Genomic DNA, 15,028 nt, shown 5'->3' with positions numbered 1-15,028 from the left:
GTTTATTTTTTAGATCCGGGGGTGGTGATAACAGAATCGTTGTTTTTTTCGTTGGTATCCTTGTTCCAATGTGAATTATAGAAATGTTTGGCTTTAAAATAAATGGCGAGCGCCAGCAGCAGCGCCAGTATCCAATAAAATACCATCAGGAAAACCGATTTCTTTGGCCCCTTGGCCTTTTTCTTTTTTGGAGCTGTTCCCCCACCCCTGGCAGCAGCAGGCCTGGGCCTGTTGTTTCTTTTGGTCTGCATTTTATTCAATGTTTTATGATCGGTCAGGAGCCTTGTGGATACCTTGCCGCGGTTTGGATTATATTTTGTGTGATCAGGGGATAATCTTTGCACTGCCATTATCCCTCCAGGCTGATAAACCATTGCTGGGCCCTGTTGATGGCAACCTCAACAATATTGAGCTCGTTTACCTCTCTGGTAATTCTAAGTTCGTTGGCGATCTCGATCGCTTTTTCCCTTACCCTTGGGTCAAGGTCCTTCATCTCAAGTGGAAAATTTTCTGGTGTCCAGTCCATAGGTTTTTAGTTTTATATTAAATTATTTTTGGATCATGCCCGAGAGCACATTGATTGTCAGGGCAACTATTACTGTATTAAAGGCAAATGAAAGCACACCGTGCATCCAGGCAAGTCTTCGGATCCTTTTTGAGGAGATTTCTACGTCAGATACCTGAAAAGTCATTCCAACCACGAAAGCGAAATAGACAAAATCCATATAATCGGGATCTTCTTCTCCAGGAAAGATCAGTCCTCCGGGCTTTTCTATTTTTCCTTTCTTCTCATGCTCGATGTCACAGTAATAGAAATGTGCATATCGCATGGTGAAGACGGTATGAACCAGCCACCATGAGCTAACCACGCAGAGCAACGGAATAACGATAGTCATTAAAAGGCCCTGATCGGTCTTTTCCGAGTTCTCACGCAAAAGGATAATAATGGAAAAAAGACTGGCAAATGCAGCGGCTATGGCAAAAAGAAAAATGAGCGTCCTGCTTGAATCCTGCGCATGGGCATCGTGTTTTATTTGACTGGGATGCGAGGAGCTAATGGTTGTCCATGCAAGCGCAATGCTGGTTATTGCATAGCTTAGCCATGCAACCATGCACCTGACAGAGGCATCCAGTTCCATAACATAGCAAATACCAAGGGCGGCAAGAGCAACACCCAGGGAGAGGTAAAGTTTATGGTGCGCATCGAACTGACTGATTTTAGTGATAATATGCATGGTTTAGATTAAATAATGAGCCCCAGAACCATAAACAGAAGAAATCCTAAGAAAAAAGCCGCGGTAAAAAATGGAGAATCCTTTTCTTCATGGGCTTCGACAAGAAGTTCCTCGGTAACTAAAAACAGTAAGGCTGCGCTACCAAATGAGAGTACAAGTTCCAGTACTTTTTCTCCTGTAAAATGCAGCATAAAAAAACCTCCCCCTGTTCCCAATAGAAAAACCAGGCCAAATAGCAAGAGCACCCTGATCAGCCTCCTTTTGGAACTTCCAAGCTTGGTCAGCCTGGTACCTACTGCGAGTCCCAGCGAAAGGCATTCCATCGCAAGTGCCAGTGCAAGCAGGGTTCCTTCTTTTGATCCTGCTGCGAATCCTATCCCTAAAAGAAGACCGTCCAAGAGCAGGTCAATGCCTACCGCGATAAGCATTCCCCAAGGCAACAACTTGCTGTCGTTTGTTCCGCCCGTTTTGAGTTCAAGCCTGGCGGTATACCATTTGATCAGAAGCATGGCCGAAATACCCAATATAAAACCGATAATTATTGCGGTTGTATCATGGATCCTGATCATATCTGGCAAAAGCTCAACTGCCACGACGGAAAAAACTACCCCTGCAGCAAAGTGGAGGATCGTACTCTGCACAGCAGCCGTGGGCTTTTTCCAGGTTACGATCATGCCACCGACTATAAGTAAGACGACCGGAACCACCGCAAACAGCATTATGTTTAGTGAAATAAGTTGTTTAGCCTGCATAATTCTTTCTTAAATAAAATCTATAGGCAGATATTTCAGCACTGAGCCAAATGTCAAGTAAGGCAGATAAATGATGAAGAATAAAAGTACTCCGGTAAAGAGCACACTAAAAACAATTGCATGAACGGCAGGAAATATGAGATGCTCGACAGCGTCCATATCAGTGATATCGGCACCAATGTTCAGGACGATTGCCGGCACGCTGAATATGATCAACAGGTACAATACCCATTTTGGATAGTGTTTCCTAAGCGTTGTGGTCAGCCTGATACGGTCGCAATCCTGGACTGCAGCCATCAGGGGGATTGTGATGATCAATGTCCAGAGTGCTGCCAGACCATATTTTGCACCGCCCTGTGAATAGGTGGAAATACCTGATGGGTCATCGTCACTCGCACCGGTAACGATGCCCGGCCCCAGGGCTTTCAGGAATTTTTTAACCTTTTTGAACATGCCTTATTTTTTCCTCTTTTTCGGTGCTTTTTTATTATGTCCGTTGTCGTAAGCAAGTAAGCGCAGCGCATTAAACACTACGACCAGCGTCGATCCCTCGTGGGCGATTACTGCCGGTCCGATCGAAGCGACACCCAGTATGGTCAGTGGAATAAGTGCGGCGACAACGCCAAGGGAAATCCAGAGGTTCTGTTTAATAATGCCCCTGGCTTTACGGCTAAGCCCGATGGCAAAGGGAAGGCTTTCCAGCTTATCGCCCATCAGGGCAATATCTGCTGTTTCCAAAGCAACATCAGATCCCGCAGCGCCCATAGCGATACCTACGGTACTTTTGGCCATGGCCGGGGCATCATTCACGCCGTCTCCCACCATCGCAACCATTTTTTCTGATTTGGCGAGTTTCTGTACTGCCTTAACTTTGTCTTCCGGCATAAGGTTGCCCCATGCCTCGGTTACACCAATCTGTTTGGCTACCGCCTCTGCAACCTGTTGGTTGTCCCCGGTGAGCATAATCATTTTTTTGATCCCCAGCTCTTCAAGTTCTTTAAGCACATGTTTTGCCTCTTCACGGGGAACATCCATAAGGGAAAGAATGCCGATGAAAGCTTTATCGACCCTGACAAGCATTGAAGTATGTCCGCCCTTTTCCAGCTCTTCAACCTGTTTGAGAATATCTTCGGGTATTCCATCCTTTTCAAAAAGGGCCTTGTTTCCAATGAATACTTTTTTACCGTTGACCTCAGCCTGAACACCTCTTCCGGTAATGCCCTTGACGTTGTGTGCCTCAGGAACGGATTTTTTCTTCATCTTTTCGAGTGCGCCTTTTACAATTGCTTCGGCCAGCGGGTGGTCGCTGAGTTTTTCAACGGCAACAGCAATACCCATTAGTTCCTCTTCTGACATGTCGTTCAGTGGAATCACGTTTGTGAGCTGGGGCTTGCCTTCGGTAAGTGTTCCGGTCTTGTCGAACGCGATGGCGTTGAGTTCGCCCAGATCTTCCAGTGGCCGCCCTCCCTTTATAAGGACTCCGCCACGTGCAGCCCTTGCAATACCGCTAAGTACTGCGCTTGGGGTAGAAATCGCCAAAGCGCACGGGCTGGCAGCAACCAGTACGGACATCGCGCGGTAAAAACTTTTGCTAAACGGCTCATCGATAACCAGGAATGCAAAACATAGTGCGGTCACCAGAACCAGTACAACCGGAACGAAATACTTTTCGAACCTGTCGGTAAATAGCTGCGTTGGGGATTTTTGTTTTTCCGCCTCATTTACCATTTTGATCAGGCGTGAGATGGTAGAATCCTTGGCTTCCCTGATTACCTTAACCTCCAGAACCGAGGCTCCGTTGATTGTTCCGGCAAATACACGGAACTGGGGCTTGATGGTTTTTTCGGCAGAATAGTCCTTTGATGCGTCCGGTACGGGTGATTTGTCCACTGGCACACTCTCACCCGTAATAGGAGCCTGGTTGACACTGCCCTCACCCTTTACAACCACTCCGTCTGCCGGAATCTTGCTGTTGGGCTTGATGATAATGACATCTCCAAGCTGAAGATCTTCGATGCGCACCTCAGATTCCTTGCCATCCCGGACAACCAGGGCTGTCGGGGGAGCCAGACTGGTAAGGGCAGCTATAGATTTTCTTGCCTTGCCCATCGCATAGTGTTCCATCGCATGTCCCAGACTGAACAGGAAGAGCAATAATGCGCCTTCGGCCCAGGAGCCCAGGATCGCTGCGCCGATTGCGGCGACCAGCATCAGAAAGTCGATCTCAAAGCCACCTTTCAGTATAGTTTCAACTGCTTCCTTGGCCGTAAAGAAACCGCCAAAGAAATAGGCTGTTATGTAGAGTGCAAGGCTTGCCCATTCGGGAACACCGTCTATGAAAGAAATTCCAAATCCTATCCCCAGCGCCGCGCCACAGATAAAGGCGAAGATCATTTCCGTGTTCTTCCCGAAAATCCCGCCATGTTCATGATCATGGCCTTCCTCTTCAGCATGGTCAAGATGAGCCTCTTTCTCCTTTTCAGCTTCTTTTCCCTTCCTGGATGGTTTTTCAGAAATAGGCTGTGAAGAAGTTTTGGTTTCTTCCTTTACCGGCTTCGCTTTTGTTTCTTTGGAATCTGAGCCTTCCTTCCGGACTACAGGCTTTTTGGCAGATGATTTGGTGTCGGATTTTTTCTTCTTGTTTTCCATATCGGGGTAAATTGATTTTTGTTGAATATTCAGGGCAACCGCTTTATCTGTATTCTCTGCCCGTGTGGGTTCACTTTTTTTAAAAAGATGCCTCCCTAACGAGGCACCTTTTATTCAATGTGTGTACTAAAAATTCTTTGTGGGGACTTTACTCTTCTTCGCTGTTCTTCATTTTTGACAGCAGATCATATGTACCTTTAAGTACAACCTTGCCTGTAAAATCCCGTCCCGAAGGCATAGTTACCTCTATATAACCGCCATCGGATATACCCGTTGTAACCTCTACCATTTCGAAATGATGGCCGGCCTCAGTGGCGCTTTCTTTGTTTCCCGACTCGTTTTTTGCTGGTTCCTTTGCCTTTTTTTCCGCCGAGTTCTGGACGAAAATGTATTTTTTGCCCTCAAAGTCTACAACCGCTGCAGAAGGCAAAGCCATTACCTGCACGGCACCTGTTTCGATGAAAGCCTTAAGGTAAGTACCAGGGATAAACCCGGCGCTTCCCTGGGCAATAGCATGAACGGTCACGGTCTTATCGGCATTGATCTCACCGCCTACCAGCTGTACGACAGCAGTACGCTGGGTTGAATCATTGGTGAGTGAAAAAAGCACCTTCTGTCCTTTTTTTACCTTTTGTGCATCTTTCTCGAAAACGTTGAGCTCAACGTGGAGATTCGAACTGTTTACGATTTCGAACATTGCATCATTGGGGGCCACAAATTTGCCCGTATTTACGTTAACCTTGGTTACATAGCCATTGATAGGCGAGTAGATATTTATCTGGCTACGGATATTGCCGGCGTTTAGCGAGGACGGATTGATATTGATCAGTTGAAGACGTTGCTTTAATGCATTTTCCCTTGCAAGATTTCCCAGATAAGCTGCTTTGGCCTGTTGGAGTGTTTTTTGAGCATTAACGTTTTGCTGGGCAAGGGTCTGTTGTCTTTTGTATTCAGAATCCGAAAGTTCAAGCTGGCTTTTGCTCTCCAGGTAATCCTGTTGCATCTGCACATATTCCTGATTCTGGAGTATGGCGATAACCTGACCTTTGCTCACCTTTGTCCCCTGTAAAAGCGGAGTGGATTTTACAATACCGCCCATCTGAGTGGTAATGCTCACCAGGTTCTGTGGTGGCACGTCAATAAAGCCATTTACTTTCAGCATACCGCTGAGTGCACGGAGCTCGGGACTTCCCAGCTCTATCCCTACAGACTTGAACTGTGACTGGCTGAGCTCTACTGAGTTGCTTTCCTCGGTGGCCGTGCTGTCTGCAGAGGCTTCTGTTCCAGCGCCATCTTTTTCCTTGCTGCCGCAGGAAGAAAGCACTACTGCCAGTGCCCCTATGTAAGATAATCGGCTGAGGGCTTTTAATATTTTTTTCATTTTTATATTGTTATTGACCTTTTAGGTACTGTAATGTGTATACTGATTGATTGTATTGGTTGATGGCCTCCAGATAGCTGAAGCGGATATCAGAGTAGGTACGCAGGGCCTGCAGATACTCTACATAGCCGATCTCCCCTGCCTGAAATGCAATCTGGGACTGCTTTAGGATCAGGTTGGCATTCGGCAGGGCACTGTTCTTATAATAGGCGATACTTCTGGAATTTTTCTGAAGGTCCTGGAAGGCCTGCTCATACCTTCCACGAAGATCTGTCTGGGAAAGGATAAAATCGCTTTCGGCTACCTGCTTATCTATCTTTGCGGCTTTTATCCTTGAGGAGAAAGGCTTAAAGAAAAGCGGTATGGAGATCCCGGCGGAAACTCCCTGAAAACGTTTGCCTCCATTAAAATAAAGATCCTGACCGCCAACATTCTGTGCTCCGATAATGGACTGGTTGAAATAGCCGATACTGAAATCGGGGCCGGAGCGTGAGCGCTCGAGCCTTACCGTCTTGTCGGCAATATCTATCTGCTGGGCCTGCAGCGCAAGAATTGGATTTTCTGATGTAACGGTATCAGCCTGGCTAACATTCCAGACTACCTGGCCAAAGTCCGCGTTCATGATGCTGATCTGTTCCCTGGTATTCAGCAAACGCTTAAGTTCGGCGGTATAAGCAAGGATATCAGCTTCGTTCTTGCTCATCTGGTTGCGAACCTCATTATACTGAGTTTCGGCGGTAGTTTTTTCAAGCAGATTGGTCTCTCCTGCCTGGTACCTCAATGAGGCGGCCTTCAGAAAGTTACTGTAAACACTGTCCTGGCTTTTGTATAGCTTTTGAAGGGCAATGAAATAGCTCAACTGGGCGTAAACGCTTTTCACCTGATAGGAAAGTTCTCTTTGTGTTACCTGAAGGCCGATTTCGGCTCCCCTGATCTGCGCATCATACAAGTTGCGCTGACTTTTGAACAGCCCCGGATAGGGTATGTTCTGAGAGGCCGAAAAGTTATTGTCGCGTTTGATGGTATTCATCTGTCCGTACTGCACCTCAAAGCTGGTCTTCCCCAGATCTGTTGAGGATCCCCTTAGCGCCTGTTGCCTGCCAATCTGCAGGGTTGAGGATTTCACAGCCTGGTTATTACTCAATGCTGTGCTCAAAGCCTGCTCAAGGCTCATACCCTTGGTGGGAACCGTCTGCGCCTGCGCCTGTCCCGATAAAATGAAAAGTCCAAAAAACACCGCTAGGGTAACTACAGTTGTTGGAAGGGCAGTTTTTTTGCTTTTCCAACCTTCAAAATAAGTATATAGCACTGGAAGTACGATTAAGGTTAATATGGTGGAAGTAATCAGTCCCCCGATTACTACGGTTGCTAGTGGTTTCTGCACCTCAGCGCCTGCTGCACTGGATATTGCCATTGGAAGGAACCCAAGAGAGGCTACAGTTGCGGTCATCAGTACAGGTCTCAGACGGATAGCAGTTCCCTTGAGGACAATGTCCCTTATACTATATTTATCCATTTTTTTCAATCTGTTGAATTCGGTAATCAGTACGATTCCGTTGAGCACGGCTACCCCGAATAATGCAATAAATCCAACACCGGCGGAAATGCTGAAAGGCATTCCCCTCAGGATTAAGGCAAATATTCCCCCGATTGCGGCCATCGGAATAGCAGAAAAAATCAGTATCGACTGTTTTACAGATCCAAATGAGAAATACAGTAATAGCAATATCAGTAAAAGTGCAACCGGAACGGCAATAGAGAGCCTTTGTGTCGCCTCTTTTAAGTTTTCGAACTGCCCTCCATAGGTAATGTAATATCCTGCGGGCATTTTGATCTGTTCGTTTATTTTCTGCTCAATCTCTGTTACTACACTCTGGATATCACGGCCACGGACATTCAGTCCCACTATGATGCGCCGTTTGGTATCCTCACGTTGAATCTGGTTAGGGCCGATCTTAAACTCTATGTCAGCAAGTTGGTCAAGTGGAACCTGATTGCCGTTCGGGGCAGTCACATAGACATTTTTAACATCGTCAATACCTTGGCGGTTCTGTTGGGAAAGGCGCACAATGATATCGTAACGCTGCTCTCCCTCATATACCAGCCCCGCAGACTGTCCTGCAAAAGCAGTGTTGAGTGCCTGGTTAACCGTCCCTATGCTCAATCCATATTGTGCAATCCGGTCACGGTTGATCTTTACTACTATCTGTGGCAGACCGGTTGCCTGTTCCAGATAGAGATCTTTTGCGCCCTCTACCCCCGAAACAATTTTCCCGATCTTTTGGGAGATACTGGTGAGGGATTCGAGGTCATCTCCGAAAACTTTGATCCCAATATCCTGTCTAACTCCCGAGATAAGTTCATTTGAGCGTAATTGGATTGGTTGTGAAAAACCAAAACTAACTCCAGGAACTTCTTCAAGTGCCTTACTCATCAACTCGGCCAGTTCTTCCCTATCATGGGTAGTGGTCCAGTCTTTTTTATCTTTGAGTATGATGGTCAGATCACATGCTTCCATTGGCATGGGATCGGTAGGAATCTCAGCAGCACCGACCTTACCAATTACTTCTTTCACCTCTGGAAACTTTTCTACAAGGATTTTTGAAGCCTGATTTACTTTATCAATGGTCTGGGATAGAGAACTGCCGGTAAGTAGCCTGGTTTCTACCGCAAAATCACCTTCCTCCAATGTGGGGATGAATTCTCCCCCCATCCGGGTAAAGATAAAAATACTGATGGCCAGAAGAACAACCGATGATGCCACAACAATTACTCTTTTATTGAGTGCAGTCTTGATCATTGGAGTGTAATGGCGCTGGAAAAAATCCATCATCCGATCTGAAAAATTCTTTTTATGCGCAACTTTTTTGCTTAAGAACAGCGAGGAAACCATAGGAACATAGGTAAGGGACAAAATAAAGGCCCCCAATATGGCAAAGGAAACGGTTTGTGCCATAGGGCCGAACATCTTGCCTTCAATACCTACAAGGGCAAGGATGGGAAGATAAACGATCAGAATAATGATCTGTCCAAATGCCGCAGCGCTCATCATCCGCACGGCAGATTTTTCAACCTGCTCATCCATTTCGGCCTGTGTATAAGCGCGGCCAAGCTTATTCCCAGAGAGGATGTGCATTGTGGCTTCCACAATAATTACGGCCCCATCGACGATAAGTCCGAAATCTATCGCGCCAAGACTCATCAGGTTTCCCGATACGCCAAAAAGGTTCATCAGGGAAATCGCAAAAAGCATAGCTAGCGGAATCACTGAAGCTACAACAAGCCCGGCCCTAAAATTCCCAAGGAAGAGAACCAGGACAAAAATAACAATCAGGGCGCCCTCGATCAGGTTTTTGGCTACTGTGCCCATGGCACGGTCAACAAGCGCACTTCTATCTAAGAACGGTTCAATGGTTACCCCCTTAGGTAGAGTTTTACTGATTCTGTCTATCTTAGCCTTCACCTGTTTTACCACGTTATTGGCATTTGCGCCTTTCAGCATCATTACTATACCGCCAACAGCCTCACCTTCTCCATCCTTTGTTGCACGGGTAAGTGCGCCATAACGGATTGAACTGCCGATCTGTACGGTGGCGATATCGTGGATAAGCACCGGGATTCCGTTCGCATTGTTTTTGACAACGATCTTATTGATGTCATCAAGATTGCCGACCAGGCCTTCGCTCCTTATAAAATACGCATTGGGCTTTTTGTCTATATAGGCGCCCCCCGTGTTCTGATTGTTCTGTTCCAGGGCATCGAAAACATCGCTGATGCTCAGGTTCAGGCTACGCAGCTTATCGGGATCAAGCGCAATCTCATACTGTTTCAAAAGTCCACCGAAACTGTTGACCTCCGCAATGCCCGGCGTTCCAAGGAGCTGTCTTCTTACGATCCAGTCCTGGATGCTGCGCAGCTCGCGTGCATTGAATTTCTTTTCGAATCCGGGCTTTGCATGGATCACATACTGGTATATCTCCCCAAGACCTGTTGAGATGGGTGATATTTCCGGATTACCAAGTCCTGATGGGATGTTATTCTTGGCCTCGGCAAGCTTTTCATTTACCTGTTGCCGCGCCCAGTAGATGTCAACATCATCCTGGAAGACGATGGTTACAACCGATAGTCCGAACCTTGAAATGGAGCGGACCTGCTCTATTTCAGGTATGGTGGACATGGTCTGTTCTACTGGATAGGAAATAAGCCTTTCTACCTCCTGGGTAGCAAGGGATGGGCTAAGGGTTATGACCTGAACCTGATTATTGGTGATATCGGGAACGGCATCAATGGGAAGTTGTCTCAGGGAATATACGCCCCATGCGATCAGCCCCAAAGTGAACAGGGCTATTACAAGCTTGTTCGCTATTGAAAACTGAATAATTTTTTTCAGCATTATTTGTTTAATTAAGTAAAAAATAAAAAAGCCAGATCAATGCACAGCGTAGCCTCGTATGGATTACGGGCAAAAACACAGCATCGAAATGAAGATCGATTTTTAACTTAATTTAGGCGGCTGCCAAACAGATAATGGTAAAGAGATAACCTCACCCCTGTAAGCTTCATTATATTCTGAGCTTATTGGTTTTGAGATTACCACAAGAGGTGTTGAAGAAATAACTTCAGAAGTGGTATTACAGCACGAGCAAACGCAGAACGGTGAACAGAAATCAGTGCGTTCTTTTGCTGCAGAATGTGTTGTTATGCTTTTTTCAGTTAAAGGTCCACCATGCAACTTGCCCATAGCCAATACGTCAGCGCATGGAATGCAGCTGAGTATTACGATAATGAAGCAGAGAAACAAACTGGATATTTTCACTTTCAAAATTTTACCAAATATATAAATTTATTTAAGAACAAAATTTTTTAGTCCTGGTTTGAAAAAATTTAATACTTTGTAATTAAAATAATCATAGCCTACAGTTTTTCACCCATCCTTCAAAAGTTCCACCACTTGAACAAACAACCGGAAACCTCCTTTGCCCAAACCAAAAAACTTCATATAATCTGGGTAAAAAGGGAAGGAAGTTTTCATTTATTGATGATACAAGTCAAGGGGGTAACCCTGAACCTTACACAACTGCCCTAACCAGCCAGAAGGACGCTCCTTATGGGACTTATCTTTTAACCGCGATGAAAGTTTCAAATCAGCCGGGCCAGGGATTTTTTAAATATCAAATCCCTAGCCCGGCTAAAATGTGAATTAACTACACAGAAAAGTCAATTACCCCAGGTTTAAAGTTTGAATTTTATCCCTCCATTTACCACAAAACCATCGACAGGTGCATAGATGTCCCTGAAAACAGGACTTGTAATGCTTCCTCTATAGATAGAATCAAAGCTGGTCTGCCTGGTGTCCGTTAAATTCTCAAAATTCACAAAAACTGAAAACCGTTCCCAAAGCTTTTCTGCCATCAGACCGGCGGTCCAATAGCTTTTACCAGTGGCACCATCATTTAGCAACTGTTTGCTGAAATAGTATGCCTCTGCACCGATCTTCCACTTATCTTCAATCTCATACATCAGTACATTATTTAACCTGTGCTTTGAAACCAGCGGATAACCCGTGCTGGTACTTGCTGTATGCTGGTTTACATCCGCCAATGTATAACCTATGAAAAGTTTAAAATCACCATAGGTTACTTTGGCATTAGTTTCCATTCCCCTTGTATCTAAATTGCCTTTCGGCTGTACATAGGTGAGATTGCCACCACTAGAGGCCATCAACAATATCGGGTTATTGATACGGGTATAAAAAAACATCTGATTGATGCTGAATCCAACCGCTCCGTCAAACAGGGAGGTGCGATAGTTAACATCATAGTTGGCGCCATATGAGCGTTCCGCCTTTGTATTTGCCACATCTAAAGGCGCTACATTTCTGAACTGGATCCGCTCGGCATCTTCGGTAAATACAGTTGGCGCCTTATAACCTAAACCACCGCCTAAGCGGGTAGAAAAATGTTCATTGATCTTCCACAATCCGGAAATTCTTGGTAAGAAGAAAAATCCATATTCATTGTGGTAATCTCCCCTTACTCCTGATTCAAGACTAATTTTTTTAGATAGGTTCCAGGTGTTCTGTGCAAATGCTCCAATGGTATTATAATTGTAACTTCTGAGTGCATTGCTACTGTTCCGGTCTTCCTTAAAATTGTCGGTCAAAAAGTTCATCCCCAACACCCAGTCTGCTTTTTCTCCGTTACGGCTATAATTTGCCTCACTGTAGGTTGATACCTGAACGCCTGAAAACAGGTAATTTGGCAATCCGATACTCCGATCGTAATAGCTCACCGAATTGCGGATAACCAGCTTTTCCTTTTCACTCAGTTTATGATCCAATTCAACCTGAGAACTGTAACGCCCAGTTTTATTCTCCTCAAAATAAGAATGGGCAGCACTGCCATTTCCCTTCACATAATCCAGGTCGCCGCCAATCCGTTTTTCAGTTGTAGCGTTGATTCCTGCCGAAAGCGTGGTCGCATCATTGAAATAAAAAAATAACTTGGGGTTCAGGGTGAAACGGTCAAACTTGGGGATGGCCGTTAAGCCAACATCAGAAGGATCATAGGCCGTCCCTTTGTTATATGCACCATAAACGGTGATACCTATTTTATCAAATTTCTGTCCATAAAAACCACTGGCATCCAGTCCCAAAGCAGAAGTACCGTTCAAAAGGAAATTAAGCTGACGCGCTTCCGTCGGTTTTTTAGAAACCAGGTTTACCAGTCCAGCAATTGCTCCACCTCCGTAAAGGGTGGACGATGAACCTTTGATCACTTCTACCTGCTGCAGATCCAATGGCGCAATCTGAAGCAGGCCTAAACCACCTGAAAAACCAGAGTATAACGGAAAGCCATCTCTAATGATCTGGGTATATTTTCCGTCCAGTCCCTGTATGCGGATACTGGAGTTTCCGCTGGTCGCAGAAGTCTGCTGGGTCTGGATCCCGGTACTTTCTGCCAGCATCATGCGGATGTCTCCAGGTTTCATATTTCCCTTTTCATCCAATTCTTCCCCGGCGATGACCTCGACCCGTGTAGGAATATTATCAATGGTACGGCTGCTCCTTGTAGCTGAGATCACTACATCCTCCAGTTCCTGGTCTTCTTCAGCTGCAGTAAGCAAAACAGTCAAAACGTTAGTTTCAGCAAGGGGAAAAGTCAGCGTATCAGTTTTGGTTTGATAGCCTACATAACTAAACTGAATGATCTGTTTACCTGAAGGTATGCCACCGACACTTGCAATACCTGCACTATCTGATTTAGTGCCAATGTTCGTCCCAATCACTTTTAATGTAGCTCCTGGAAGTACCTGATTTGTCTTTGCGTCTTTGATGACGGCTTTATATGTATTTTGGGCAAAGGCGGTAGCTGTAAACAACAGTATAGCCAAAACCACAATCGTTCTTTTCATAATGATCTTTAAATAATGATTTCGATAAATATGTCCATTTAGGACGATAGGAAAATAAACTACGAAAGTTTGGGCGGCTGCCAGATGGAAATAGAAGTAGCCTGGAGCTCAAGTGGAATATAAGCCGTATTGTGCTGAACAGGTAAAAGCTGGACCGCAAAAACGATCATTGTACGTGTAGTGATGGTAAAGCCGATACAGTTACCGCAGACATAAAACGGTGAACAGCCTTTGCAGCAATTATCATTATGTTCACTGCAAGCATGTTTTTCCGCTTTATCGGTTTTCAGTGCATGGCTATCTTCTCGCGCTAAAGCACAGCATGGTACCGCGGTTAACGTAAATACAATGAGAGATAAAACCAGGGCAATGAATTTCACGGTGTAAAAGTATAAAATTTACTGATACCCGCGCCGTTATTATCTGATATTACCGGTTGCAAAGCCTGTAAATAAACAATAAGAGCACGGCACCCTCAAATTTGATTGTCCAATTGATTGAGATTATTTTGCAAGCCTCAAGGCATCAGCAAACTCATCGGGCAATGGACTTTCTATTATAGCTTTAGCAGATGCTTCCACATCGTATTCAACACGTCTGAATTCAATTTCGATACCATTTTTATCGGTTGTGGAACTGCCTGCATTTAAATGGACTATAACGTAACATCCCCTTGGATCACCGTCTTTTGGCTTTCCTACGGACCCCAGGTTGATCACATGTTTGAACTTTCCATCTGGCGTTTCCAGGATTCTATGATAGGGTTTGTGTGAATGTCCGATAAACAGGAGATCCGCATCAGCTTCTTTAAGCATTTCCAAAACATAGTCTGCATCTGTGTCTATCAGGATATATTCATCTATGCTCCTGGTGCTGCCATGTGCGAAAACAAGGTTTAACCTTTCACTGTTCAGCTTATATTCTAACCTGATATGCGCCGGAAGTGTTTTCAGGTATTCTATGTTATCCTGACGGATCAAATGATAAGCATATTTTTTACCCGGTTCATTTAAACTTTCAGGAGTGGTAATGATGTTTTCAACTTTTTCGTCATGATTGCCTTTCAGGGTTGCAATCCCTCGCCTGCGGATTTCATCGATGACTTCATTGGGATAGATGTGATAACCTACAAGATCTCCCAGACAATAAACTGCGTCGGGCTTTTGGTTGTCCATATCCTTGAGCATAGCTTCAAAAGCAAAGATATTGGCATGTACGTCCGAAAATAATGCAACTTTCATTTCCTTTATTTCTATATTATTTTAAATCTGGTTTCTTAAAATTTGCTTTTGCCAGATCCAGCGCTTTCAACGGGCAGCCTCCCTCTTTAATTAAGCTGGTAAAATGCCAGCTGTAAAACTTAAGCTTAACCTCTGTAAGATCGGCCCCGAATATCTCTGCCAGTTTATCCAGCCTTTTGTAGTTAAAAGGAACCCTATTGATTTCTATCTTCGCAATAAGCGTCCTGTTAAGTCCCAGCATGCTGGCGAGATCATTCTGGGTCATCATTTTTAAGGAACGTTGTTCCTTGATAAATCTCCCAAAGCTGTTTTGCTCCGGAACTGAATTATATTTATCGGAATAACTCATTCCTGATC

12 protein-coding genes are annotated in these 15,028 nt (G+C 45.0%); all 12 read right to left on the bottom strand.

What is annotated here, in order from left to right; translation table 11 throughout:
* Positions 1-2: 2 nt before the first annotated feature.
* The 12 genes from ABD769_RS00605 to ABD769_RS00555 all read right to left on the bottom strand — a co-directional run bounded on the left by ABD769_RS00605 (position 3) and on the right by ABD769_RS00555 (position 15,020).
* Complete coding sequence (locus ABD769_RS00605) at positions 3-251, bottom strand: hypothetical protein (RefSeq protein WP_344848308.1); 249 nt, start codon at positions 249-251, stop codon at positions 3-5.
* A gap of 98 nt (positions 252-349) precedes the next feature.
* On the bottom strand, positions 350-526 hold the full coding sequence (locus ABD769_RS00600; protein WP_344848306.1) for a DUF2188 domain-containing protein: 177 nt from the start codon (positions 524-526) through the stop codon (positions 350-352).
* A 22-nt stretch (positions 527-548) separates the two neighbouring features.
* Entirely contained in the window at positions 549-1,235 is a 687-nt protein-coding gene (locus tag ABD769_RS00595; protein ID WP_344848303.1) for a DUF1345 domain-containing protein, read from the bottom strand.
* A gap of 8 nt (positions 1,236-1,243) precedes the next feature.
* On the bottom strand, positions 1,244-1,987 hold the full coding sequence (locus tag ABD769_RS00590) for a ZIP family metal transporter (protein ID WP_344848300.1): 744 nt from the start codon (positions 1,985-1,987) through the stop codon (positions 1,244-1,246).
* A gap of 9 nt (positions 1,988-1,996) precedes the next feature.
* Positions 1,997-2,440 (bottom strand): divalent metal cation transporter, encoded by a 444-nt coding sequence (locus ABD769_RS00585; RefSeq protein WP_344848297.1) that lies wholly within the window; start codon positions 2,438-2,440, stop codon positions 1,997-1,999.
* A 3-nt stretch (positions 2,441-2,443) separates the two neighbouring features.
* On the bottom strand, positions 2,444-4,636 hold the full coding sequence (locus ABD769_RS00580; RefSeq protein WP_344848292.1) for a heavy metal translocating P-type ATPase: 2,193 nt from the start codon (positions 4,634-4,636) through the stop codon (positions 2,444-2,446).
* A gap of 148 nt (positions 4,637-4,784) precedes the next feature.
* Complete coding sequence (locus ABD769_RS00575) at positions 4,785-6,017, bottom strand: efflux RND transporter periplasmic adaptor subunit (protein ID WP_056095224.1); 1,233 nt, start codon at positions 6,015-6,017, stop codon at positions 4,785-4,787.
* Between the two features lie 10 nt (positions 6,018-6,027).
* Entirely contained in the window at positions 6,028-10,410 is a 4,383-nt protein-coding gene (locus ABD769_RS00570; protein ID WP_344848288.1) for a CusA/CzcA family heavy metal efflux RND transporter, read from the bottom strand.
* 102 nt (positions 10,411-10,512) lie between these two features.
* Positions 10,513-10,833 carry a DUF6660 family protein gene (locus ABD769_RS24965; RefSeq protein ID WP_425568844.1) on the bottom strand — a complete coding sequence of 107 codons (321 nt, stop codon included), beginning with the start codon at positions 10,831-10,833 and terminating at the stop codon, positions 10,513-10,515.
* Between the two features lie 416 nt (positions 10,834-11,249).
* On the bottom strand, positions 11,250-13,430 hold the full coding sequence (locus ABD769_RS00565) for a TonB-dependent receptor (protein ID WP_344848285.1): 2,181 nt from the start codon (positions 13,428-13,430) through the stop codon (positions 11,250-11,252).
* 503 nt (positions 13,431-13,933) lie between these two features.
* Entirely contained in the window at positions 13,934-14,671 is a 738-nt protein-coding gene (locus tag ABD769_RS00560) for a metallophosphoesterase family protein (protein ID WP_344848282.1), read from the bottom strand.
* Between the two features lie 16 nt (positions 14,672-14,687).
* Positions 14,688-15,020 (bottom strand): helix-turn-helix domain-containing protein, encoded by a 333-nt coding sequence (locus ABD769_RS00555; protein WP_344848279.1) that lies wholly within the window; start codon positions 15,018-15,020, stop codon positions 14,688-14,690.
* Between the last annotated feature and the right edge of the window lie 8 nt (positions 15,021-15,028).

The sequence above is a fragment of the Pedobacter jeongneungensis genome (assembly GCF_039538295.1).
GTDB classification, from domain to species: domain Bacteria; phylum Bacteroidota; class Bacteroidia; order Sphingobacteriales; family Sphingobacteriaceae; genus Pedobacter; species Pedobacter jeongneungensis.
This window is presented reverse-complemented; position numbering and strand designations above follow the sequence as displayed.